Genomic DNA, 24,999 nt, shown 5'->3' with positions numbered 1-24,999 from the left:
ATTAATTATTCCTTATGGCCCAGAGTTCCATAGTTAATCCAGGGAACTCTGCGCCCAGATGCACTGCAAAACCACCCGAGCGAGTCATGGCCTGCCATAACTCTCCACTGCGCTCCACCTCAAAGTAAGTGAACCCTGCGTGATAGGGGATTTGTCGAGGAGCCACGGGAAGAGGGCGCAGAGTCAAGCCAGGTAACTGCGCTGAGATAAGTTCTCTAATCGCCTCGACAGGGGCAACTTTTGCCTGGGTGGGGAAGCGGCTGCGCAATAGATCGCCAGGCATATCCGCTTTTGCGGCCATAATAAAACTGGCTGATTTTAATAATGAAGGATCAGTAACCGGCGCAACATATATCCCAAATTTGCGCTGCACCAACTCCATTGCAATCGCTGTTTGCTCCAGCACTGTGGAGAGCGACTGCCTAAGCGCTGAAAACAGCCCGGCAAAGCTTACTTGCAGGTCTTCATGTGCATACACTGGAATTTCTGGAGGGCGCTTAGACTGAGCAGTAAACGTCGAAAGTTCGCCTGCCAACTGCAATAATTCAAGAAATAAGTTGTGCGGATGTAATCGGGGCTGAGCCGTGATCTGCTTTAATAAGGGTTCAAAGCGGTTAATAACCTGCAGTAACAAATAATCAGCAATTTCTGCAGATCCGCTTCTTCCGCTGTCGCTCAAACGATGACCCAGAGCCGAGCCTCGATGGTCAAGCAACCCTTTTACTTCTTCAATATATGCATTGATAACCGCAGAAGTCTCCGCATTTAACAGCGGTGGGATATAGTCAGAATCAAGCTCTACCGGCTTTTCCGGTTGACGCTCTTTAATTCGCGCAACCCCAACCGCAGCATAGCCACTCAGATCATCACTACCTAATTTGAGACAAGCTCTTAACTTTCCGACTTGGATACGCGCGGACTCACCAGAAGACGCCGCACTATTACGGGCATCAAAGTTCGAAGCCTGATAACGTGCCTGCGGGAAGTCCTCTTGATCTCGAATCGACTCCTGACTACCTGGGCGCTTCATCGGCACACATAAGTAGACTATTTCATCACGAGTATTAACCGGAACATCCAGAACATCCGGCAAATGCTCATTTTCAGGGGCAAGTATCGGGGTACCATCGGGAAAAACAGCTTTCACTCTCGATAGAGAAATTTTTCCCATCGATAATGGCTCACTATCGATCGCCAGCTCTACAATTCCCCAGGTATAAGGCCCGAGCGGAGCTGTGCGCGCTTCGACAAGCTGTTCGAGATAGCGATCCTGCTGTTGAAAATGCTGAGGGCGTAAAAACATGCCCTCGCTCCAGATCACTTTATTGTTTGCCGACATAAATGTTCCTTAAAAAGCTCTCGTAATATTTCCAGGGCAGCAATTTTTATTGCCCGGGCAATAATTTCTGTCCTATTGAGACCGCTGCATATCCGGGAGCGTTTTTTTCATTCTTTCATAATCTTCTTTGGAGATTGTTACTGTTTCCCCACTATCATCTTCACTACCACGAGTAGTCAATTTTGCTCGACGACGCTTGGCAATATCATCTGGCGAACCAATTCGTACATCGGCCAGCGATACTTCATATTCATTTTTTTTGTGGTCTGTAATTGGCAGCACCATTAGTGCCTCTGCATCCTGATACTGTACAAACTCAGCTAGAAGCCCGATATATTTTACGTCCGGCGTTAAAGCCAGCTCTTCTATACGCTGTTCCCCTGGAGCAAACTCTTTAAGGATTACAGTATCAATCAAATCCTTGCCGAGGCGGGATTGAGCATTCTCGTAAAGGTTAAGAAAATCTTCGCGGGCAAACTGGCGCTCATCCGCGAGCATAAACACTCGTATAACAACAGGAGAGGCTCGGCCATCATCATCTGGGTTCACGTCATTCTGTGTCTCTACAACCAACTCGAGACTGGTATCCAGATTTAGAGTCCGCCTCGTTGTTTGGCAACCAACAACTGCAACTGCCAAAACAGCGATTAAACTGACCTGAAATAATTTTTTTATCGACACAAGCAATTCCCTCTTTTCCGTCAACTTATTAACTTTTAATGCTTCGCGCATTTTTTAACTCTGATAATTGATTTTCATAAGTAACTGCAAATTCATCACCAAACAACTTGCGATAGCAATTATCCGGATCACCAACTAGCTCCCTGTAAATTGCAGTAAATCCTTCCCATTTTTTTGCATTTTTGTTTCCAAAAACACCGGAAGTATTCCCCAGTCTGCGCTCAATATTTTCCGGGCTAAAGAATTTGAGCATGGCGTTGTAACCTGCTCTCATTCCAGCCAAAACCGCAACTTGATGATCCGACAAATCATCAAAACTATCCTTCACTGCCTCAGCGGGATTCATAAAAGCACCGGTACCCGCAAACATGGCTTCCAATGCATCCCGTTCCGTAGCACTAAATTTCAGCGGATTATTAGCTTCCGTTTGAATCATGGTTCGCTGCACACGCAGCTCATTCTTAATGCTGTTTCTTGCGCGCAAGAGGTCAATAAGACGAGCTACTGTTTCCCGGACAATTTCAGCTGCTTGCTGGTCCGCCTGTTGCAACTGGACCGGGTTCATATTCAGGCCGAGAGTAGATGCAAAAACGCTCCCCCCTGAAGAACCTGTGGGCTGAGTTACTGGGGATTGCTGTAAATGCGAAAACTGCTGAGCTTGGGCAGCCAAATCCGGTTGTGGATTTGGTTTTGGCTGTAGTTGCGGTTGCGGTTGCGGTTGCGGTTGCGGTTGCGGTTGCGAGGACGATTGCCCGGAACCAAACCCTGGAGCGCCATCAAATTGTTGCCCCTGCATAGCAGCGAAAGAGTCTGCAAAGGGGTTATCTTGAGCAGGCGGAGAAATTGGCTGCTGATTAAACCCTTGGGGCTGCCCTAACGGCTGAGATTGCATTGCCTGTGGCTGTGGCTGTGGCTGTGGCTGTGGCTGTGGCTGTGGCTGTGGCTGTGGCTGTGGCTGCATAGCCTGAGGTTGTGGTATCGGAGTTGCGACAGGTTGCTGTGAAATCCCCTGGAAACCACCCATAGGAACTTGCGGCTGCGGAGATACCACTTGAGATTCAGGCACCGCAACCGTCTCAACGACAGGTTCCGGTACCGGCTGGGGATTTATTTGCATTGAGTGCTGGTCAGCTGGCACATGATCATCGTCACTACCATCTTTCCACCACTCATCATCAGACCATTGATTACTGGATTGCTGCTGACCCGTAGAACCCACTAAGCCACCGACGGGTGACATCTCAGGAGCACCACCAACAAGACCAGACGGATCAGATTGGCCAAAGGCAGCAAGTGGGTCCAGAGGACCCGATTCCGAGGTGAGAAGACTATCGCTAGTTGGGGTATTAGCCTGATTACCCAGCCCAATCGAGCCCCACTCCCCAGTTTGAGCCACATCTGACTGCGGGCTGGAACCCGGCTCAAGCCAACTATCCAATTCTTTCGCTTCTGCCTGGCTTTGCATTTTTGCCATGGCATCCGCGCTGAATGTTGTTCGATCCGAGGTATCGAGAAAATCTGCACTTCCCAGACCTTTGGGAAGATCTCCCTCTTCCTTAGGCTGTCGCAGTGAAACTTTCAATTTATATTCCCCGAGAACGATCATGTCGCCCTCTTTTAATGGGACTTGATTTCCCTTTCCTAACGGATTTTCTGAATCATTGTAATAGGTTCCATTAGTACTAGTATCTACCAGAAAAAACTGATTATCGGTAAAGGAAATCTGTGCGTGTTTTGAGGAAACCACTCGATCTGGATCGGGTAAAACCCAATAATTATCGGCAGAGCGACCCAAACTGCCACCAGCTTTCGTGAACAGTTTTGTATGTTTAAGCATATTGGCGCCAGAAGGGTCGGCCAATACTGATAGAATTAGATCCATTTATTCCTGACTCACAATAGTGGTTTATTCATAGTCTTCAGGTAGATTTTTGCCCGCATATTCCTGTAAAGATCCAACCCCTACACTTACGCCCAAGGGCCTTTGAGTGTACCGCCACTCAAAGAACTAAAGCTCGGAAGAATGACTTGATCCCGCCCTTGCACCGAACGCATAGTGCTAATACCAGCCTGCATAAATTTTGCAGCCGCCCTATCTGTCAGGAGCGCTTCTGCACAGGGCGTCAATAATTCGCCATTGGGTAACTTGCGTAAATGAAGGGGTAAGTCTTCATAACTTGCAGGCGAAGGGGGCTGTAATTTGCCAGTTTGAGAAAAGCCTTGGCAAACCGCTAACCCCAACAAATAAACACTATTCCCCCAAAGATAATATTCATGACCCTGCTCTGGGGTTAATTCTTCAAAATTAAAATCCTCTGTTGTAGAAGTATTTTTCCCAAAGGGGAGTCTCAGCATAAATCTGGGAGCTGCCAACGCAACATGCTCACTAGCAGAGTATTCACGGACCGCCTGCCAACTTTCCGCAAACTGATCGCTCAACGGATAGTACCAATCATCAGGATCTACTGAACCTGACAAGTTTGGACAGCCTGCTAATTTTGGATCCCCACCCAATAAAAGTGCACTTCCCGCAGCTTCTGCAATCGTGGATAAATCTATCAGCAGGTGAAGGTCTCGCTCCTCATCAGTAACAAAGTAATCCCCTATGACTAAGTTATAGGGGATATTTCCAGAAGCTGTTTCACGCTCAACCAGTAACTTAAATGTCTGCGACTTTTCCAAGTCGCTTTCGGCTTCAGCAAAATCAGCTAGAAGCTCTTCTTTACTAACGTCTATTAAGTAAAAATCCAGGTTCCCGTGCTCTTCGACACGTCTCAGCAAAAGTTGCAGACTCAGCCAACTAGCCTCTAACTGACGAAAATCACTGTGATGCATCAGTTTACGCATCGCATCAGACGTAGCTTCAGCCAGGGCATTTAGATATTCACCCTGGCGAGGGTCCACACTTTTCTGCACGTAAGGAGCGACAATATCTTTGATTAGCTGGTCAACCTGGAAAGTATTTTGACCTTCCTTTGCATTACGCTCTCGACCGGCAGCCAGGATTTCATCCAATATCGACTGCTCGCTATCGCGCTGACCCAAGCCCTGCTGAGTGGCTAACTCTGGTTTCCACTGTTGAATTTCCTCAGCAGCCTGCTGGAACTGACGCGGATCGAGCAGCCTACGCTCCAGCTCAATAAACTTCTTAAACAGTGGCAAACGGCTATAAAGGTAATCTGGGTGTAAATCATCAAAGCATGGTAATCCCAGAGGGCGATCCAGTACGGGCAACTGCAAACTCACACCTAGATCAGCAAAAACGCCCTCAAAGGTATCGCGGTTCAACAGGTATACCCTTCGACTGGAAATCGTTTCGGGTTCACACTGGCGGCGACTCGCTCTCCCGCTGAAATCACCCAGGATCGCAACTTTCAATCTATCAGTGCCAAAATCCATAACTGGTTTTTCCTTATTGTTATCGCCAAGGATCTGAAATCCCGTTGAAATGCTGGGCCTACTCACAATTTGTCACCTGCTGACAGGGCTTAATTACCCTACCTCTTATGGCCTTTTAACGCCCTCAACCCGACATTAGGTTTTAGCTAGGCAGTTTCTTTTGGTTCTTTTTCGACTTTATTTGCTTTTTTAGGGCGACCACGCTTAAGCGGTCGTACTCTTTGGTTAACAATCTGCTCAATTTTCTCTTTAAACGCATCCCCGCCGAGCACATGACCTAACTTAATCGTTTCAGCGATATAGTCGAGCAACTTTCGATCAAAGCTATACTGAAATAACTTCCTGTAAGATTGCGCTCTCTCCACCACTGTATCCCCAAGGGATAGATACAAGCGGTGATCCTTGATCAAATTATCTTTCTTAATGTTTGCGTGATGGTTAAAACTTGACCACTCGTAATCCTCAAGGGAGTCTGACAATCCCAAATACAGTGGGCGCAACTCTACGTATCTGTAACAGGTCAACAAATACGCATCAGAATCAATCAAGCTGGACTTATAGCGTCCTCGCCATAGTGTTCCGGAGCGCTTGTAACGGTGATTGACAAACTGCACATAGCGACGCCCAAGGGATTGCATCATAGATGATATCCCATCCGGTATCGTGGGCGTAGCTATGATCTGGATCATATTGGGCAATAAAACATATGCGTGAACATCAACGCCATATTGGTCTGACGCGTTACGCAAACTAATCAAATAATATTGATAATCTTCCTCGTCAAAGAAGCAGGGCAGATTGTTGTGGCCTACCTGCACAATATGTTGGGGAACATTTATCAAATTGAGCCTGGGCAAACGGGGCATTTTGCCTATGGGTCCTTTTTTAGCTGGCTTAAAGCCTTTTCTGTAGAGAGGTAAGGCTCTTATTATCGCAAATCAGTGAAAAGTATTTCAAACTTGGTATGCGAGCAAGTTAACATTAGCCTCGGTGATCGGTTGTAATAATATTACGCCGCATTGTATTGCTTTTTATTAAAGGGGAGTTGCACCAGACATGGATCAAATTAGTCTGGCGGTCAACGGGCGCACTGACATTGGTCAGGTTCGTGAGGAAAACGAAGATAGCATTCGCTGGTACGCGTCGGCGGAGCAGCCTTTTGCCTATATTGTGGTAGCCGACGGGATGGGCGGTTACACCGGCGGCGCCACCGCCAGTAAAATTGCAGCTGAGACGGTTCAAGCCCATCTCGATGACCTGCTGAAACACACTTTTTTCTCCTGCACGTCTGAACAGCAACAGCTTATATTGCGCGCCACCCTTATCGACGCAGTCAACAGCGCAAATACAGCTCTAATCAATACCAAAAACCTGAACCCCCAGTTTTCCAATATGGGAACAACTTTGGTTGCCGCGGTCATGTGGCGCGACTTTTTAATCGTTGCACATATTGGCGATTCTCGCGCATACCTGTGGAACAATTATGGATTGCAGCGCCTTACACGAGATCACAGCGTTGTACAGGAGATGATTGATTCAGGTCAATTAACCCCCGAGCAAGCCAAAGAGTCCAATGTCCGCAACCATATTACCCGTGCCTTGGGGGTTTCCAGCAGTGTAGAGGCGGATATAAATAGCTGGAAACTCACGCAAAACGCACTCCTTTTGTTATGTAGCGACGGGCTCACTGAATATCTTGATGATCATGCGATAGAGCGCGTACTGGCCACTCATCGTCCGGCATTAGAGTGTGTATATCGTTTTATTGACGATGCTAATCGCCTAGGTGGGCGCGACAATATTACTGCAGGAATATTGGAATATTCTTCACAATCATTGCGTCAAATACTCCCCCACGAACAAAGTGTTACCGAACGTCCCAGTTCTTCTGACGTAACAATTAGAAAGTTACACCGCTAATTTGATTTACCGGATACTGTAATATGACACCGGAACGTCTAACCCAGCTAATACCTAACTTACTCAATACGCTTACCCCTCCGACAATTACTCTTTCTCATGAGAGCCCTGCATCGGCTGTGCGCTGGCTCTCTCAGGTCGAACATACTTTAAAAAACATATCATCCACTCCAGTGAGTGAGGGCTTTTGGCCAAAGCTGCCAAGTATCACGTCTAATCGCTTTAGTATCGATTCAGCACCAATATTACCCCTCCTGTATGAAGCTGAAGACAACCCCACGCAATTCACCAATACCCCTGGTATTAACCCCGAGAACGAGGTGGTACCAGCTTTAGATCGTTGCCATCGAATTAACGGGCACGTCGTTACCGCAACAGGGGAAGTCGCTTTCGAGCGAACAGACGTACTTATTCCTGGACCGCTACCGTTTGAATGGAAACGATATTTTCGCTCCTCTCTCAATGAGGATACTGGCATTGGTGTTGGCTGGCGGCACTCTCTCAGTGAAAAGCTTGTTGTACACGATAACGTTGTAAAGCTGGTTACTGCCGAAGGGAGGTCTGTAAAATTCAAATTACCCGCCATTGGTCACGGGTGCTATAACCGCTTTGAGCGGTTGATGTTATTCAGGCAAAGCCTGCACAGTTATCGATTGACGACATTCAATCAGCATCACAAAATATTTCGCGCTGATGGTGTAAATAGCGCTCTACCACTTGTAGAAATCAGGGATCAATTTGGTAACGCCTTAACAATCGACTATCAGGAGGGCCTGCCTAAGAAAATGGTCAGCTCCTGGGGTCGTGTTGTTGAATTTAACTGCCAGAACGGTCATATCCATAATTTAATAAATAGCCACGCTGCCGAAGGTCAAAGCGACCTCTGCAACTACAATTATCAAGATGGTCAACTACTCGAAAGTTGTAGCGGCCTTAAAAGAGAAAGATACCAATATAACAATACACAGTTGGTACAGTTAAATAATAGCCAATCTGGAATTCATCAATTTACCTACGATACACACGACCGGTGCCAGCTAATACAGTCCAATGAATTAATCACCAGTCTTAACTGGCACGCAAGTCATAATACCTGCACGATCGAGTCAGAGCTGTCCGGTCCCATTTATATACGCTTTAACAAGTTCGGCCAGAGAATTTCTGAACAGCAGCAATCTCGTAGCCTTAGCTGGCTTTTTGATTCCTACGGTAATCTCAGTGAAGAAATTCAGGCCAACGGCCATAGGCTTTTCTTCCGTCACGATGAGTTCGGCCGGCTTGTCCGATCCACCTCTCACAATATTAGTAATCGATATCTCTATGACGATCGCGGCTATTTACAAGCGGCAGTTATCAATGGAGAGACCCTATGGCAATACAAGTTTAACGAGAAGGGACGCCCAGAACGTATTGTCGACCCGGCAAAACATGTTTGGCTGTTTCTCTATACAGATAGGGGACAGATCACACAGATTCAGGACCCAGAGGGAGGCAAAGTGGACTTCAGCTGGGATGGGCAAGGCCAGCTGCAGTCCGCTCGTAGAGACGATAAAGTCCTGAGCTTTGAGTACGACCACTGGCAACGAATCACTTCGCTTAAAATGAATGGCGAAGTATGGCGTGAGTGGAGTTATGGCAATGCGGGTGAATTGCGTGAAGCCCACCTGGGTATTCACCAGTACGGTCTGGACTACTCTGAACGCGGCCTGCCCAATGCTATCCACGGAGACAGTGGCCAGAGTATTCTTTGTGATTATGACAACGCGGGCCGCCCGTGCCATATCAATTTCGCTGATGGTAACAACTGGGAATTAATCTATAGCCCTAGAGATGAACTGACCTGCCTGGAGAGCCCCGTAGGGAATTACTACTGGGAATATGATCACTACGGGCAATTAGTTAGCCACAAGGCACCACAGGATCGAACTTGGCGCTGGCATTACAATATTGACGGCAGCCTGCATGAATATTGTGATAATGACTCTCGCTGGTACTTTAATTATAACGACAGCGGTGTATTAACCGGTATTCGCAATAACAGTGGCCAAAATAGTGAGTTCCACTACGACCAACATAACAGGCTGGTACAGGCAGATAATGCCCTTTCCTCAGTGCGCTTTAAATACGACAGCCGCGGTCGGGTAACCGCAGAGCATCACGACAGTGCCGATATCCGGGATTTCAGTCTTCAGTATCAATATGACAAACGCGGCTGGTTAAAGAGTGCCAGCTCCGACAATCTCGACTTGTCTTATACATTCGCCCCTTGTGGAGCCCTGTATGGAATCGATGCCAATGGTGAAGCCATTGTTCGCACCGAATCCAAAGGCCAAGATATCCTCCAGGTTCAAGGGGAGGTTCGCAGTAATCACAAATATTTATTTGGGCGCCTGGTAGGTATGGAGTCCGGTCAAGCACTTTCCTGGCACTTTGAGAAATCCCCTCCCCTGCAAATGACCAACCCGCTGCGGGCACAGCAAAGTCCGACTCAACCTCAAACAGAAAGTGACAAGCGCGGCAATATTATTAGTGAAAGCAACATACCAGGCCGCAAGGATTATCAATACCAGTACGACGGCTGGGGCCTGATGAGCCACGCGGAGTGCGGGGAATTTAAAACCTATTTCCGCTACGACCCTTTCGGTCGGCGGTTAAGCAAGACATGCACCCACCGAAAATCAACCCGGCAGCGCCGCGTTGTCACTATTTGGAGCAGCCTGGGTATCTGGGGGGAAATTCACAATATTGACGGCAAGTCCCGAGGTTTAAGCCATTGGATTCACCAACCCCAAACCAATGCCATTCTCTGCCAATGGACTGCCGACAATATCGAGCATTACCTTTCCAACCCCGACGGCAAGCCACTCGCGATTTTTGATACTCAAGGTGCCGCTCAGTGGTCACAAGGTGGGGAGGCTGGAGAGAAAGGAAAAGACCCCCACAATCAAGGGCCGAGTGCCTGGCGGGGAACTAACTTGCTCGCGGATGTAGAGACCGGGCTGTGGTACCACCCCTCAGGCTACTGGAGCCCTGCCCTCGGTATCTGGCTAAATGGGGACCGCTCACATAACCTGACGACTTCTGCCCAATCAATCGGGCAGCTGTAGCGAAGTTCTCGGGCAGCTGCATCAACATTTGCTGCCCGGGTCAACTCTTATCTGCCTATACACTATGGGTATATCTATTTGCCCGTAAGTGTTATGGAAGAGCGCTCGGATTTTGAGATCGGTGGGGTCCATGTCGCCAGGGGCGAGTCCTGCCATATTGATCTGCCCGTTGTGCGGCTTTACACAAGCACAGAAATGGCAATCCCAGTTTATGTGCAGCGCGGTAAAAAAGATGGTCCCAAGATGTTCGTTTGTGCCGCCATACATGGTGACGAACTCAACGGTATCGAAGTAATAAGCCGGCTTATCCAAAGCGGCCGCTTGAAGTCATTGCGCGGGACCCTGGTTGCAGTTCCAATGGTTAATGTTTACGGGGTACTGCAACACACTCGCTACCTACCTGACAGGCGCGACCTAAACCGCTCATTCCCTGGGTCGGCAAAGGGGTCTCTCGCCGCACGTATGGCTCACGTCTTCCTCAAAGAGATAGTCACCAAATGCGACTATGGCATCGATTTACACACAGGAGCCGTACATCGCAGTAACCTCCCCCAAATTCGCGCTAACTTGGACGACGAGCAAACCCGAAAACTCGCCAAGGCCTTCGGTGTTCCCGTGCTACTCAACGCTTCTATTCGCGATGGATCCCTGCGCCAAGCAGCCGCGGATCTCGGGGTAAGAGTATTACTTTATGAAGCTGGTGAAGCCCTGCGCTTTGATGAACTCAGTATCCGCGCCGGTGTTAAAGGTGTGATCAATATGATGAAGCACTTGGAGATGTTGCCGCAAACCCGAAAGACAAATGTGATAGAGCCATTTGTTGCTCGACGCAGCGGTTGGCTTCGCGCGGGGGATAGCGGCATCGCCAATCATCTTAAGGCACTCGGGGATCAGGTCTACCGGGGCGACCTGCTGGCGACCATTGCAGATCCATACGGCCAGGAACTGGACCAACTGATCTGCAATGAGGATGGAATCATTATTGGGCGACAGAATATCCCTCTGGTCCAGGAAGGCGAGGCGATGTACCACATCGCCTACTTCCGTGAACCCGAGGGTGTTGTCGAGAACCTGGAGCTACTCCAGGATACACTCCTACCGGATGAGAACTTTTAGGGACTCCCTATTGTTTTTTCAACAACTCCAGGACTTCCTTGCTCGGGTAGCCCTGAACTTCAACGCCAGCACTCTTTTCAAATTCACTCACCGCTTTGCGGGTACCCGGACCTGCCTTGCCATCAATTTCTCCGGTGTAAAACCCTTTCTGTTTGAGCAACTTCTGCAACTCTTCCACTTGAACACTATCCAGTGGAGTAAAAGGGCGCTTCCAATCATTTACCAAGGGCGCACCGCCGCCAATCCGATCTGCCAACAAGCCAATAGCTATCGCATAGCGATCTGAATTGTTGTAACGCTTGAGGACAAAGAAATTCTTGAACACTAAAAACACCGGGCCATTGCGGCCGTCTGGTAACTTTAATTCGGCAATGGCTTTTTTGTTGGGAAAAGGCTCGCCATTGGCTCGTGTGACGCCGAGCTTCTCCCATTCGGCTACCGACATTTTCCCCGCAGGCATTTTACGAGCGGGAATCTTGACCTCATAACCCCAGGGTTTTCCACGCTGCCAGCCGTTACTGGATAACAGGTTGGCGGCAGTCGCGAGCGCATCCGGAATGGAGTTCCAGATATCCCGTTTACCATCACCATCGATATCCACCGCATAGGCTTGATAACTGGTGGGAATAAATTGGGTATGCCCCATAGCTCCAGCCCATGAGCCCAGCAAGTGCTCACCCTCGATATCTCCTGCCTGCAATATTTTTAGCGCGGCCAGCAGTTGCTGACGGCCAAACTTTTTACGCTGGGGATCCGCATAGGCGAGTGTTGCCAGTGAGCGAATGACACTGCGCATTACCTTGTCATTACCGAGGATGCCGCCAAAACTGGATTCCACAGACCAGATCGCAAGCAGGATATTGGGGTCCACCCCGAAACGCTTCTGGATCTTGTCCAACCAGGGCTTCATTTTTTCTTTTTCCCGCTTGCCTCGTTCAATCGCTCTCTTTTGCACCCGATTATCAAAGTACTGCCACACCGGTGCTTTGAATTCGGGCTGATAGGCTGCACGATCCAGAACCCATTGGTCTGGAGAAGTGATTCCTTTAAAGGCTTGGTCGTAAACCTCCGCAGAGATTCCACTCTTGATCGCGGTTTTACGGAACTCCTTTACCCACTGTTCGAAGGCCGGATCGGCTTTCTCTTGTGCATGGGTATTGGAAACCAGGAGAACCGCGCTTATCGCGAGGATGGCAGACAGATATTGAAACCATTGCAATTTGGGCATGGAGTTACCTTCGACACAACTTTTGCTCGCTCAAGGGTAGAACGAGCCACTCTTATCCGAAAGGTGGATTGGCTGGTAACCGTTGAACTTCCCACCCACTATTAAACTGGACAGTCACATGAGAGGGAAGTTCGTGCTGCTCACCTTTAGGGTGAGCTCTGCCGCAAAACGGGAAGATTAGGGAATGACGTAAAACAGTACCGCAAAGAAGTGCAATATACCGCCCGCCAGCACAAAGAGATGCCAAATCGCATGGTGGAAGCGCAGGCTGCGCCAAAGGTAAAAAGCGATTCCGCCGGTGTAGCAGAGACCACCGAGAACTAACAGCCACAAACCGCCAGTTTCCAGGCTGTCCGACAGCGGCTTGATAGCAGCAACCACGACCCATCCCATCAAGGCACTGAGAGTAATAGACAGAGCTCGGATCTTCTTCAGCGGGGTGAACTGAATAATCAATCCGATCAGCGCGAGCCCCCAAATAATGCCGAACAGCCACCAACCCCAAGGGCCCCTCAGGGTGACCAGGGTGAAGGGAGTATAGGTTCCAGCAATCAATAGAAAGATTGACGAGTGGTCCAGGGTCCGCAGTATCGCTTTGGCGCCGATATGGCTGACTGCGTGGTACAGCGTGGAGGCTAGGAAACAGAGTATCAGGGTGGAGGCATAGACGCTGGAGCTGACAATATGCCAGGCGTCCCCGCGCAGGGCAGCAAATCCGGTCAATACACCCAGACCGGCAATCGCCAGAAGAGCTCCAACACCATGAGTCACACTGTTGGCGATCTCTTCAGCAAAACTGTAACGACTGGCAACGGAAACGGAAGATGACATAAATTAGCCCGGTTAAATTCAGGTCATAAGCCTGCGTGTAGTGCACGACCAATAACTTGGAACAGGTCTAATGATCAGAGGCCTCACTTAAAATAGCAAGGCCATCACCAGACTGCACATTCACAACCGGGCGGTCAGGGCTTAAACGCTAGCGTTGTGAATACCCATTTCGCACAAAGCGGAATTTTCGCGAACAATAGTTTCGTTGCGATCGGGGCCAGTAGAAACAATGTCTACCGGAGCGCCCACCAGCTCTTCGATTCGAGCGATATAGGCACGTGCGTTGGCCGGCAGATCCGCTTCACGACGCACGCCGAAAGTGTTCTCAGTCCAGCCGGGCATAGATTCATATACCGGTTCAACACCTTCCCAACCTGCCGCATCAAATGGTACTGGAACGTCTTCGCCAGCACTGTTTCGGTAGCCCACACAAACCTTCACCTCCTCGAGACCATCGAGAACATCCAGTTTGGTCAGGCACAGGCCAGAAATACTGTTGATTCGGATCGCGTGACGTACAGCAACAGCATCAAACCAGCCGGTGCGGCGCTGGCGGCCAGTGGTAGCCCCAAACTCGTGACCTTTTTCACCCAGGTGACGACCAACTTCGCAGTCCAGCTCGGTTGGGAAAGGACCACCGCCAACGCGAGTGGTATAGGCCTTGGTAATGCCCAATACATAGTCCAGGTACAGAGGACCAAAACCAGAACCAGTAGCGGTACCGCCAGCAGTAGTATTAGAGGAAGTTACAAACGGATAGGTACCGTGGTCGATATCCAGCAGGGAGCCCTGAGCACCTTCAAACAGGATATGCTCACCGTTCTCGCGCGCTTTGTGCAGGTGATCGGCAACGTCAGTGATCATCGGCACCAGTTGCTCGCGCCAAATCTTGGCCTGCTCAACGGTGTCCTCATAACTGACCGGGTCAACTTTATAGTATTCGGTGAGGGCGAAGTTGTGGTAATCAATCAGCTCTTTCAGCTGGTGGCAGAAGTTATCCCAGTTGCACAGATCACCCAGGCGAAGACCGCGACGAGCAACTTTATCTTCGTAAGCGGGACCGATACCGCGACCTGTAGTACCGATCGCTTTGGCGCCGCGTGCTTTTTCACGGGCCTGGTCGAGGGCAACATGCACCGGCAAGATCAGCGGACACGCCGGGGAAAGACGCAGGCGCTCGCGCACGGGAACTTCGCGCTCTTCCAGCTCAGCCATCTCTTTCAGCAGCGCCTCCGGGGAGAGCACCACACCATTGCCGATCAGGCAGGTTACGCTGGGGCGCAGGATACCGGAGGGAATCAAGTGCAGTACGGTTTTTTCACCATCGATAACCAGGGTGTGGCCCGCATTGTGACCACCCTGGAAACGCACTACCAGCGAGACCTTCTCGGTTAGCAAATCGACAATCTTGCCCTTGCCCTCATCGCCCCACTGGGTACCCAGTACTACTACGTTCTTGCCCATCTGTATAAATCTCTAAACTCAGGTTTTTCTCTGCGGGAGCCGGGGCCCCACATAAATGGATGTCTGCGGGTAGGCCCGCGCGATAATAGGCACATCCACTGCGCCCGAAAAATCAGTCTCGTGGTTTTACTACCCACGAATCACCCTCAGCAACCAACTCGCGGTCACAGCGGGAATCCAGTTCACTATCGGCACCACCAGCGAGGGCTGTGATGACCACTTCGCCTTGAGCCCGCAGCTCGTGAATCGCCTTCCACAGTTCAGCGCCCTGGGAGCCTCTGACATCTGGTGCCAATATCGCAGCACCCTCTTCAACGGCGGCGCTGCCCAGATTACTCAATGCCACCAGGTCACTACTAAAGCCTGTTGCTGGGCGATCGCGCCCAAACACGGCCCCGATACCGTTGTAGCGTCCACCGTTGGCCAATGCCTGGCCGTGGCCCGGTGTGTAGGCGGCGAATACCAGACCTGTTTCATAGTCGTAGCCGCGTACTTCACTCAAATCGAAGAACAGTGTCACCTCTGGATAGCGCTCATTCAGAGCCTCAGCTACCTGCCTCAAATCGGAAACTGCCGCCAGCAAATTTTGCGGGGCTCCAGAAAAGAGTTCGCGGGCCTTATCCAGGCATTCCCGTCCCCCAACCAGCCCCGGGAGCGCCTTCAGCCACTCGGCAGCCTTCTGGTCGCCAACATTCTCCTCAACCCACTCGCACAGATCAGCAGTCGCCTTGCTCTGTAACATTGCCAACAGGGCGCTGCGCTGCTCGTCATTGAGGCCCGCCGCTTCAACCAGACTCTGGTAAATCGCGACGTGGCCCAGGTCCAGGTGCACTTGGCTGACACCCGCTACCTGAAGGCTTTGCAGCATCAGCGAGATCACCTCGAGGTCTGCACCGAGGTTGTCCACTCCAAACAGCTCCGCACCAACCTGTATCGGCGCTCGCGAGCCCATCGGGGTTCGCGGCTTGGTGTACACCACCTGACCGGCGTAGCAGAGGCGGTTGGCGCCTCTGCGGGGAAAACTGTGGGCATCAATCCGGGCAGTCTGCGGAGTCATATCCGCGCGTATACCTAAAGTGCGTCCAGATATCTGGTCGGTGACCTTAAAGGTGCTCAGATCTACATCATGGCCCATCCCGATCAGGAGGGACTCGGTGAATTCCAACATCGGCGGTATCACCAACTCATACCCCCAGCAATGGTAGAGGTCCAGTAGTTGGCGGCGCAGAGTCTCCAATTGCACAGCATCCGCAGGCAGAATTTCTGCAATGCCATCCGGTAACATCCAGCGATCGGCTTGAGTCATGATGAAATGAATTCGTCAGCGAAGAAATTGCGGTGCCGCAGCGCTTGCCACAAATGAGCCGCAGCACTTCCCACAAAAAAACCGGGCTGGGCCCGGTTTGCGTGATTTTAGCATCAAGTGCTAACAGGAAGGTAGGGTTATCGAAGCTAACCCGGCGCCTATAGCACCAGTTGCCCAGTGCTACACAGGGGATTTCAGCCCTACTCTCCTTTCGGGTCTTTCAGGTAGCGGAAGAATTCGCTATCCGGATCGACCAGCAGCATATCTGACTTGCTCCGGAATGACTCCTTATAAGCCTGCAGACTGCGGGTAAAGCGGTAAAACTCAGGGTTCTTACTGAAGGCTGCAGCGTAGATAGCCGCCGCCTCAGCATCACCCGCACCACGTAACTCTTCCGCCTGGCGATAGGCCTCGGACTCAATTACCACCTTCTGGCGATCTGCGTTGGCCTTGATACGCTCACTGGCCTCTTCCCCCTTCGCACGGTGATCCCGTGCTTCCAGTTCACGTCCAGCACGCATACGCTGGAACACAGACTCGGAAACTTCCGGCGGCAGGTCAATGCGCTTGACGCGCACATCAATCACTTCCACACCCAGGTTCTTTTGCGCAACCTGGTTCAGGTTCTTGGTGATCTCAGACATAAGCTCGTCACGCTCACCACTGACCACTTCGTGCAGATCGCGCACACCAAACTGGTTACGCAGGCGGTCATTGATTTGCTCTGACAGTAAACGCACCGCATTGCGATCATCACCGCGAGTGGCTATATAAAACTTATCCACATCAGAGATTCGATACTTGGCATACGAATCAACCATCATGAACTTGTTTTCACTGTTGAGCATACGAACGGGGCTGGAATCCACCGTCTGAATACGCGCGTCGAACTTGCGCAGCCTTTCCGCGAAAGGAATTTTGAAGTAGAGACCCGGCTCGGTGTAGGTGCGCACCAGCTCACCGAAGCGCAGTAACACGGCTTTTTCAGTCTCTTTTACTACAAAGGCGCTGGAAGAGAGAACCAATACTCCAACCAGGATGACAACAATGATACCCAGTGTTTTGTTATTCATATCATCCCCTCCTAGCGAATAGTCTGGCTGCGACGGCTGCTGGCGTCATCCCGACGAAGGCGCTCAACAATACGCTGATAGACTTCCTCAATCATTACAGGCGAGGTGTCCTGGCTTTGGGCCGCTCGCACTGCACCAGCGCCCCCTTGCGTCAACTTATCTAACGGCAGATACATCATGTTGTTTCCACCCTCGACATCCACCATCACCTTGGAAGTACTGGACATCACATCCTGTACTGCATCCAGATAGAGACGCTCACGGGTAACTTCCGGGGCACGCTCGTACTCAGCCAGCAGTTTCTCAAAGCGCACGGCTTCACCTCGAGCACTCTCGACAACGCGGGCCTTGTATGCCTCAGCCTCTTCGATAATGCGCTGGGCCTGACCGCGAGCTACGGGAATTTTTTCATTGGCGTAGGCTTGGGCTTCATTTTGCAGACGCACCTCGTCCTCACGGGCCTTGGTTACATCGTCAAACGCATCCTGTACTTCACGCGGTGCCTTAGCATCAGTGAGGTTCACCACATCAATGCGGATACCGGTCTGGTAAAGGTCCAGGTATTCCTGCAAACGCTGCTGGGTATCAGTGGATACTTGAGTCCGGTTTTGCGAGATCACACCGTTTAGGGTGAGAGAGCCCACTACGTGACGAAGGGCGCTGTCGGTGGCTTCCTGCAAGCTCTTCACCGGATCGCGAACACGCAGTACAAAAGACTCAGCATCCCCAACCTGCCACTGTACAGTGAGCACCACCTCTACAATATTGGCGTCTTCGGTTAGCATCTGACCGGTAGTGCGCTCGGTACGCACCTCAGTCATATTGACCTTGGTGACGCTATCGATAAGCGGCGGATTCCAGTGCAGACCGGCAGATTCCGTGGAGTGGTATTTGCCCAGGCGCAAAACAACCGCCTGTTCGTTGGCGTTGACCTGGTAAATCCCCAGGCCGCCATAAATCAATACGGCGAGACCAATAACCAGTACCCAGGGAAATTTGACAGAGTCGCCACTTGGGCTGCCGCTGCCACCACCACCAAACAGGCCACCTAGTTTCTGCTGAATTTTTCGCAGTAGTTCATCGAGGTCGGGCGGGCCTCCGTTATTGCGGTTACCGCCACCACCCCAGGGGTCTTTATTGTTACCACCCGGCTCATTCCAGGCCATTTAACTTACTCCAACTATGATCACTTAATCTTTTACTTCGGCGGATTCTAGCATCCATTGCCGACAAAATATTGCCGACAGGCCCTAGCCTGAGGCAAGTGGGCAGTCTACGGAGACCAACCCCGAGCAAATTCGACTAAAGGTCGCAATATGACCTGAATTTTAAAATCAATGTTTATACGGCAACTACTCGGCAATGGGCTCTTCCAAAACCCATTCCGGCGCGTCATTGCCAGCAATATGTGGCGCCAGCAGACGCTGGAAATCACTACGCGGCAATAATATTTGCAATTCGCAGTCACCATTGTCGCGGTAGACTTCCGACTGCACCGCATTAATTTCAAATAGCTGCGCTCGCAGCCTGGACTGATGGGGCTTCACTACCAGTTGCCCGCGCACCATTTGCTCGCCCAGGCGCTCGGCAATAGCCTCAATCAAAAGTTCACAACCCGCACCTGTTACCGCAGAGAGCCAAACTGCCCGGGGTACACCCTGATCATCCCGGTCTATACGCGGTTCAAAATCTTCCAGCAGATCAATTTTGTTATAAACCACCAGTTGCGGCAGTTCCGAAGCATCAATTTCCTCCAGAACCGTTTGCACCTCTTCCATCAGGTGTAATCGGTCATCTGCCGCAGCGTCCACCACATGTAGAAGCAACGTCGCACTGGCGGCCTCTTCCAGGGTTGCCCGGAATGCCTCTACCAGTTTATGCGGCAAGTGAGAGACAAATCCCACCGTATCAGCCAATACCATGGCGCCAACATTGGGTAATTCAACCCTGCGCATGGTCGGGTCGAGGGTGGCAAACAATTGGTCCCTGACATAGACATCTGCATCGGTCAGGCGATTAAACAGGGTCGACTTGCCCGCGTTGGTGTAGCCAACCAGAGATACTGTGGCCATTTCTGCCCGGGAACGCGCGCGGCGCCCCTGCTCCCGCTGGCGGCGTACCTTTTCCAGCCGCTTCTCGATGGAGTCTATGCGCGCGCGCAGCAATCGCCGGTCTGTCTCCAACTGGGTTTCTCCGGGCCCACGCAAGCCGATACCACCCTTTTGCCTCTCCAGGTGGGTCCAACCTCGCACCAGCCGCGTTGCCATATGGCGCAGCTGGGCCAATTCCACCTGAAGCTTACCCTCGTGAGTTCGCGCACGCTGGGCAAAAATATCCAGAATAAGTCCTGTGCGATCCAGCACCCGGCACTTTAATTCGCGCTCAATATTGCGCTCCTGACTCGGAGACAGGATGTGATCAAAGATAACCAAGGCGGCTTCCTGATCTTTGACCACCTGGCGAATCTCCTCCAACTTACCTCGGCCAACAAAGGTCTTTGGGTCTGGAGTGGCGCGCTGGCCGAAAATAAAACTGACAGGATCTGCTCCGGCAGATAGGGCCAACTCCTCAAATTCACGAGGGTCGTCGGGACTGTCGATGGCGGAGAGTTCTAGGTGTACCAGTACTGCGAGCTCACCGGATTCCGGTCGATCGAAAAACAATGGGAATTCTCTATTGCGAAAAGGGCGCGATAAGCCCTGACTGAGGTGACAACCGGCAAGCCCTGCAAGGGGCTCACCGAGCTGCTGGCGCCCCGGCAAAACGGGGTGCAGGTGAAATTGATACGGATCTTTTAGCTAAAGGATTCGCGCTCACCGCCTTCACCATTACCCTCGCCGCCGTGCTGGGCTGCGGGATTCAATAGCGGTACGCGCACTGCACGCGACGGAACAACCGTAGAAATGGCGTGCTTATACACCATTTGGCTCACAGTATTTTTGAGTAACACCACGAACTGGTCGAAGGATTCAATTTGCCCTTGGAGCTTGATGCCGTTTACCAGATAGATAGAAACCGGAATACGCTCTTTGCGCAATACGTTGAGGTAAGGGTCTTGTAAGCTGTGCCCTTTTGACATCTTTTTTCTCCTTGTCAAAAAGCTGAATGCGGTATGCAGGCCGCAATCGCACCCGCGAAGAGCGCGGATCAAAAAACGACTGAGGTTGAATACGCGTATAAGTAGTGTAGTAGCGAGCCGGAAAAGGCCGGACTCTGTGAAAACTGACTGAACGGGCTTGTCGTTTAATAGCCCAACCACGTTATGGATGCTTAAGCGAGAAATTTCAAGGCTTCAGCCAATATTTCGTCATTCTCACGCACCCCACCTTGCTCATCCTGAGTGTACAAAGTTAGCAGGTCTGGCCAGCGCCGCAGCCAGGTTAACTGGCGCTTGGCAAGCTGCCTCGTCGCCGCAATTCCAGCGGCCACCATATCATCGTAATCGGTTTGGCCTTGCAAGTGTTGCCAAACTTGTCGATATCCCACCGCGCGAATTGCCGGTAAGTCCTCGTGCAGGTCTCCTCGGTCCAGCAGACCCTTGACTTCATCAATAAAGCCCGCCGCTAGCATCTTGCGAAAACGCAGTTCGATGCGCTGGTGAAGCAGGGAGCGATCGCGGGGCATAATGGCCATCTGGCACACCTGGTACTGCTCCTGTATTCCCCCAGCTTCCTGCTCGCGACGCAACTGCGAAAGCGGAACACCGGTGAGGCGGTAAACTTCCAGCCCCCTTTCGATACGCACCGAATGGTTGGGATGTAGCTCTGCCGCCAACTGCGGGTCCACCTGGGCCAGCTCTGCATGCAATGCGGGCCACCCTTCACGCTCTGCGCGAGCTTCTATTTCTGCTCTCACCGCTGCGTCCGCCTCAGGCAATTTTGCCATGCCTTCCAACAGAGCACGGAAATACAACATAGTTCCGCCAACCAGTAATGGCACTTTACCAGCAGCGCTAATTTCTGCCATAGCTTCCAGCGCATCTTTGCGGAAACGACCTGCCGAATAGGACTCAGACGGGTCACAGATATCGATCAAACGGTGAGGGTATGCTGCTAGCTCTTCTACTGAGGGCTTGGCCGAGCCGATATCAAGGCCTCGATATACGAGAGCGGAATCAACACTGATTAATTCCACGGGCAAACGATCGGCGAGCGCCATGGCCAGATCCGTTTTGCCGGAGGCCGTTGGACCCATCAAGAAAATTACACGGGGCTTATCACCCGGCAAGCTGTTATTCAAACTACCACCCACTTCTGCCGCGTACCTATTGGCCGCGCATAAACCACTTATCCATATCTGCCAGTTTAACCTGGGTCCAGGTCGGGCGACCGTGGTTACACTGGCCACTGCGCTCCGTGCGTTCCATGTCCCGCAACAGAGCATTCATTTCCGGGATTGTCAGGCGTCGATTTGCGCGAACAGAACCGTGACAAGCCATTGTCCCCAGCACTTCGTTGATACGCTCACCAATACGGGCGCTGTCGCCTTCGCCGAGCAGGTCTGAGAGTACATCGCGCACCAGCTGTTCCACTTCCGCGCCGTGTAGCATTGTGGGTACCTGGCGCACCAGCAAAGTCTCCGGGCCGGCCCGCTGCAATACGAAACCAAGCGCGGTAAACACCTCGCTGCGCTCCTCGAAGCAGTCCGCTTCCCGCTGGCTGACGGCCAGGCTTACAGGAACCAGAAGGGGCTGAGCCTGGATTCCACCGGCCGCATAAGCCACTTTCATCTGCTCATAGACAATGCGCTCATGGGCAGCGTGCATATCGACAACAACCATCCCGTGCTCGTTTTGCGCGAGAATATAGATTCCGTGCAACTGCGCCAGGGCAAAGCCCAGCGGCGGCACTTCTGATTCGCTTTCAATGCTCGCACCGGCCCCTATGGTCGCCCCGGAAGACGCTTGGGGCACAGACACTGGCCGGCTGCTAGGGGCATCCTGCAGCTGTTGTGTCGCCGGAGATGAGTCCTCATACGGTTGGTGCAGAGCGCCGTAAGCATTCATCTGCTCGCGCAAATTTGAGGGCGAGGGGCGATTGCTGAGTGGCATTTTATGCTGCCCGGCAAATTCACCGGCCTGCAAACCCGTGACCTGTTCCTGGCGTTCCTGCTCCGGCTCGCTTTCTGTTTCCTCTTTCTGCCCCGGGCGCACATCCGCCAGGGCCCGATGCAAACTGCCAAACAGGAAGTCGTGTACCAGGCGACTATCGCGAAAACGCACTTCGTGTTTGGTCGGGTGCACATTCACATCGACGGAAGCCGGGTCCAGCTCCAGGTAAAGTACAAATGCCGGATGTCGACCGTGGTACAAAACATCGGCGAACGCCCGGCGCACCGCGTGGCTGACCACTTTGTCGCGAATAGCCCGGCCATTGACATAAAAGAATTGTAAGTCGGCCTGGGAGCGCGAGAATGCGGGCTCCGCAACCCACCCCCACAGGCGCAGGCCGCTGCGCTCCACGTCGATATGCAGCGCATTCTGCATAAACGCCGGCCCACACACCTGGGCGACACGGCGCTCCATTTCCACCCGCCCGGTGCCCGCGCGCAGATTATGCACACCCTTGCCGTTGTGGCGCAGGCTGATAGATACATCAAATCGGGACAGCGCCAAGCGCTTAATCGTCTCGTCAATGCGATTGAATTCTGTTTTTTCTGTGCGCAGGAATTTCCGCCGAGCGGGCGTATTGAAGAACAGGTCGCGCACATCCACCGTGGTGCCACGGGGGTGAGCCGAGGGCGCGAGCTGTGCCTGCATGTCGCGGCCCTCCGCACTTACCTGCCACCCCTTGCCGCTTTCATCGCGGCTGCTGGTCAATGCCAGACGCGCCACCGAGGAAATACTGGCGAGGGCCTCACCGCGAAAGCCCAGGGTGGCCACCGCCTCCAGATCCTCCAAAGCGTGAATCTTGGAAGTCGCATGGCGGGCCAGGGCCATTGGCAGGTCTTCCCGCTCTATGCCCTTGCCGTTATCGCGCACTTTCATGCGCTTGCTACCCCCGCCGTCCACATCGACCTCAAGTCGTGTAGCGCCCGCATCAAGGCTGTTTTCCAGCAACTCCTTGATTACTGATGCCGGGCGCTCAACGACTTCACCAGCCGCGATCTGGTTGGCAAGGCGGGGAGAGAGTTGCTGGATTTTATCGTGCATGAATCTGGCCTGTTAATGCTGCAAGGACCGCTCGACACTGAGGTCTCAGCCGGAAGGAATGCTCAGGGTCTGCCCCACTCGAATCACGGAGTTCTTGATGCCATTCGCTCTCATCAGGGCGGCGACGGAAATATTATATCGCGCCGCGATACCCGAAAGGGTCTCCCCGCGGGCGATAACGTGGTTGCGAGACTTATCGCTCTGGTTGGCGGCGAGCCAGGTATCCGCCGGGGGGCGACTCTTAAAGTGCGCCACTATACCGTCACTGAGCTTTTGCGCCAGCTTGCGCTGGAAACTGGGATCGCGCAGGCGTTTCGCTTCCTGGGGATTAGTAATAAAACCCGTCTCCACCAAAATTGAAGGCACATCCGGCGAACGCAGCACCGAGAAATTGGCCTGCTCCACCTGTTTTTTATGCAGGTGAGTGACGGTGCCAATCTGTGACAGCACACTGGCGCCGATATCCAGGCTGGCATTCATGGTGGCAGTCATGGAGAGGTCGAGCAATACGCCGGCAAGGGTGTCATCCTTATCGCCCAGGCTCAAACTGCCGGCACCACCGATAAGATCGGATTCGTTTTCCCGCGCGGCCAAAAAGCGGGCGGTTTCACTGGTTGCGCCTCGGGAAGAGACCGCATAGACCCCAGCGCCACGGGCATCTTTACGGGTAAAGGCATCGGCGTGGATCGACACAAAAAGGTCCGCACGCATATTGCGCCCAATTTTTACCCGTTCCCGCAGAGGAATATAGTAATCCCCGGTGCGCACCAGTTTGGCGGTAAAGCCCTTCTCACCGTTTATCTTTTTGTGCAGCTGTTTGGCAATCGCCAGCACCACATCCTTTTCCCGCAAGCGACCGGGACCGGAAGCCCCGGGGTCTTCCCCGCCGTGCCCTGCATCAATAGCGACAATGATATTGCGTTCACTACTGACCTGCTCCAGCGTCTTCTCGCTGCCTTTAACCTCGTCGTAAAGATCGATCACCAATCGATCCGGCAGGTTTTCATGGCGCCGCAAAGCAAAGCTGCGCGGATTGGCCTGCTGCTTAAGGTCCAATACAACCCGTAGATCTTTTTTATTCTGACGGGCGTGGCGCACCCGGGCGATCGGCGTCTTGTCCAGGTCCAACTTGTCCAGCTCAGCCTTCAAATCGGTATCAGAGAGGTCGACAACCACCCGGTGGGGACTCTTGAGGGTGAATAACTTGTGCTCTGCCGGGCCGCTTAAATCAAAAACCAGACGCGTGTGGTCGGGTGCTCGCCAAACGCGCACACCTTCCACTTGCGTCGCAGAAGCCGGCAGGAAAGCTGCCAGCCACAGCGCGACAACGAACAGAGACCGCCACATAAAACTCATTACTTCCCAGCCCCTTTGCTTATTGGTA

The 24,999-nt window shown here is 52.1% G+C and carries 19 protein-coding genes; 3 read left to right on the top strand and 16 right to left on the bottom strand.

All coding sequences use genetic code 11. The features are described 5' to 3' along the window. Nucleotide 1: 1 nt before the first annotated feature. The 5 genes from tssK to ACJJI8_RS07585 form a co-directional block, all read right to left on the bottom strand. Nucleotides 2-1,339, bottom strand: a complete 1,338-nt coding sequence (tssK, locus tag ACJJI8_RS07605) for a type VI secretion system baseplate subunit TssK (RefSeq protein WP_413664108.1) — start codon at nt 1,337-1,339, stop codon at nt 2-4. Nucleotides 1,340-1,411: 72 nt separating this feature from the next. After that, on the bottom strand, nt 1,412-2,071 hold the full coding sequence (tssJ, locus tag ACJJI8_RS07600; RefSeq protein WP_444934698.1) for a type VI secretion system lipoprotein TssJ: 660 nt from the start codon (nt 2,069-2,071) through the stop codon (nt 1,412-1,414). Further along, nucleotides 2,049-3,902 (bottom strand): type VI secretion system-associated FHA domain protein TagH, encoded by a 1,854-nt coding sequence (gene tagH, locus ACJJI8_RS07595; protein WP_444934697.1) that lies wholly within the window; start codon nt 3,900-3,902, stop codon nt 2,049-2,051. Before tagH ends, tssJ begins: the two co-directional genes overlap by 23 nt. A gap of 86 nt (nt 3,903-3,988) precedes the next feature. Then, nucleotides 3,989-5,485, bottom strand: coding sequence for a type VI secretion system contractile sheath domain-containing protein (locus tag ACJJI8_RS07590; protein ID WP_444934696.1), 1,497 nt, complete (start codon nt 5,483-5,485; stop codon nt 3,989-3,991). A gap of 80 nt (nt 5,486-5,565) precedes the next feature. Further along, nucleotides 5,566-6,285 (bottom strand): transposase, encoded by a 720-nt coding sequence (locus ACJJI8_RS07585; RefSeq protein WP_413664104.1) that lies wholly within the window; start codon nt 6,283-6,285, stop codon nt 5,566-5,568. Nucleotides 6,286-6,475: 190 nt separating this feature from the next. On the opposite strand from ACJJI8_RS07585, the gene ACJJI8_RS07580 reads away from it, so the two are divergent. The 3 genes from ACJJI8_RS07580 (at nt 6,476) to ACJJI8_RS07570 (ending at nt 11,562) form a co-directional block, all read left to right on the top strand. Continuing rightward, nucleotides 6,476-7,339, top strand: a complete 864-nt coding sequence (locus ACJJI8_RS07580; RefSeq protein ID WP_413664103.1) for a Stp1/IreP family PP2C-type Ser/Thr phosphatase — start codon at nt 6,476-6,478, stop codon at nt 7,337-7,339. A 23-nt stretch (nt 7,340-7,362) separates the two neighbouring features. Further along, on the top strand, nt 7,363-10,446 hold the full coding sequence (locus ACJJI8_RS07575) for a DUF6531 domain-containing protein (protein WP_444934695.1): 3,084 nt from the start codon (nt 7,363-7,365) through the stop codon (nt 10,444-10,446). Between the two features lie 93 nt (nt 10,447-10,539). Further along, nucleotides 10,540-11,562, top strand: a complete 1,023-nt coding sequence (locus ACJJI8_RS07570; RefSeq protein ID WP_444935153.1) for a succinylglutamate desuccinylase/aspartoacylase family protein — start codon at nt 10,540-10,542, stop codon at nt 11,560-11,562. 7 nt (nt 11,563-11,569) lie between these two features. Here the strand turns inward: ACJJI8_RS07570 and ACJJI8_RS07565 are convergent, their stop codons facing one another. The 11 genes from ACJJI8_RS07565 to ACJJI8_RS07515 all read right to left on the bottom strand — a co-directional run bounded on the left by ACJJI8_RS07565 (nt 11,570) and on the right by ACJJI8_RS07515 (nt 24,971). Further along, nucleotides 11,570-12,790, bottom strand: a complete 1,221-nt coding sequence (locus ACJJI8_RS07565) for a lytic murein transglycosylase (protein ID WP_444934694.1) — start codon at nt 12,788-12,790, stop codon at nt 11,570-11,572. 177 nt (nt 12,791-12,967) lie between these two features. Next, the gene (gene trhA / locus ACJJI8_RS07560; RefSeq protein ID WP_282930278.1) at nt 12,968-13,621 is read right to left on the bottom strand and encodes a PAQR family membrane homeostasis protein TrhA; all 654 of its coding nucleotides are present in this window, start codon (nt 13,619-13,621) and stop codon (nt 12,968-12,970) included. A gap of 141 nt (nt 13,622-13,762) precedes the next feature. Further along, nucleotides 13,763-15,085: an adenylosuccinate synthase gene (locus ACJJI8_RS07555; protein WP_444934693.1), complete on the bottom strand. Its 1,323-nt coding sequence runs from the start codon at nt 15,083-15,085 to the stop codon at nt 13,763-13,765. Nucleotides 15,086-15,197: 112 nt separating this feature from the next. Beyond that, entirely contained in the window at nt 15,198-16,391 is a 1,194-nt protein-coding gene (locus tag ACJJI8_RS07550; RefSeq protein ID WP_413664099.1) for an ATP phosphoribosyltransferase regulatory subunit, read from the bottom strand. A 200-nt stretch (nt 16,392-16,591) separates the two neighbouring features. Next, on the bottom strand, nt 16,592-17,464 hold the full coding sequence (hflC, locus tag ACJJI8_RS07545) for a protease modulator HflC (protein WP_444934692.1): 873 nt from the start codon (nt 17,462-17,464) through the stop codon (nt 16,592-16,594). An 11-nt stretch (nt 17,465-17,475) separates the two neighbouring features. After that, nucleotides 17,476-18,630, bottom strand: coding sequence for an FtsH protease activity modulator HflK (gene hflK / locus ACJJI8_RS07540; protein ID WP_444934691.1), 1,155 nt, complete (start codon nt 18,628-18,630; stop codon nt 17,476-17,478). Nucleotides 18,631-18,816: 186 nt separating this feature from the next. Continuing rightward, nucleotides 18,817-20,127 (bottom strand): ribosome rescue GTPase HflX, encoded by a 1,311-nt coding sequence (hflX, locus tag ACJJI8_RS07535; protein WP_444934690.1) that lies wholly within the window; start codon nt 20,125-20,127, stop codon nt 18,817-18,819. Nucleotides 20,128-20,258: 131 nt separating this feature from the next. Beyond that, nucleotides 20,259-20,543 (bottom strand): RNA chaperone Hfq, encoded by a 285-nt coding sequence (gene hfq / locus ACJJI8_RS07530; protein ID WP_020413623.1) that lies wholly within the window; start codon nt 20,541-20,543, stop codon nt 20,259-20,261. Between the two features lie 191 nt (nt 20,544-20,734). Next, on the bottom strand, nt 20,735-21,658 hold the full coding sequence (gene miaA / locus ACJJI8_RS07525; protein ID WP_444935152.1) for a tRNA (adenosine(37)-N6)-dimethylallyltransferase MiaA: 924 nt from the start codon (nt 21,656-21,658) through the stop codon (nt 20,735-20,737). 70 nt (nt 21,659-21,728) lie between these two features. After that, a complete protein-coding gene (gene mutL / locus ACJJI8_RS07520) occupies nt 21,729-23,615 on the bottom strand; it encodes a DNA mismatch repair endonuclease MutL (RefSeq protein WP_444934689.1) in 1,887 nt (628 codons plus the stop codon). Nucleotides 23,616-23,660: 45 nt separating this feature from the next. Then, complete coding sequence (locus tag ACJJI8_RS07515; RefSeq protein WP_444934688.1) at nt 23,661-24,971, bottom strand: N-acetylmuramoyl-L-alanine amidase; 1,311 nt, start codon at nt 24,969-24,971, stop codon at nt 23,661-23,663. Nucleotides 24,972-24,999 lie beyond the last annotated feature (28 nt).

The sequence above is a fragment of the Microbulbifer maximicatervae (SeqCode) genome (assembly GCF_052467695.1).
This window is presented reverse-complemented; position numbering and strand designations above follow the sequence as displayed.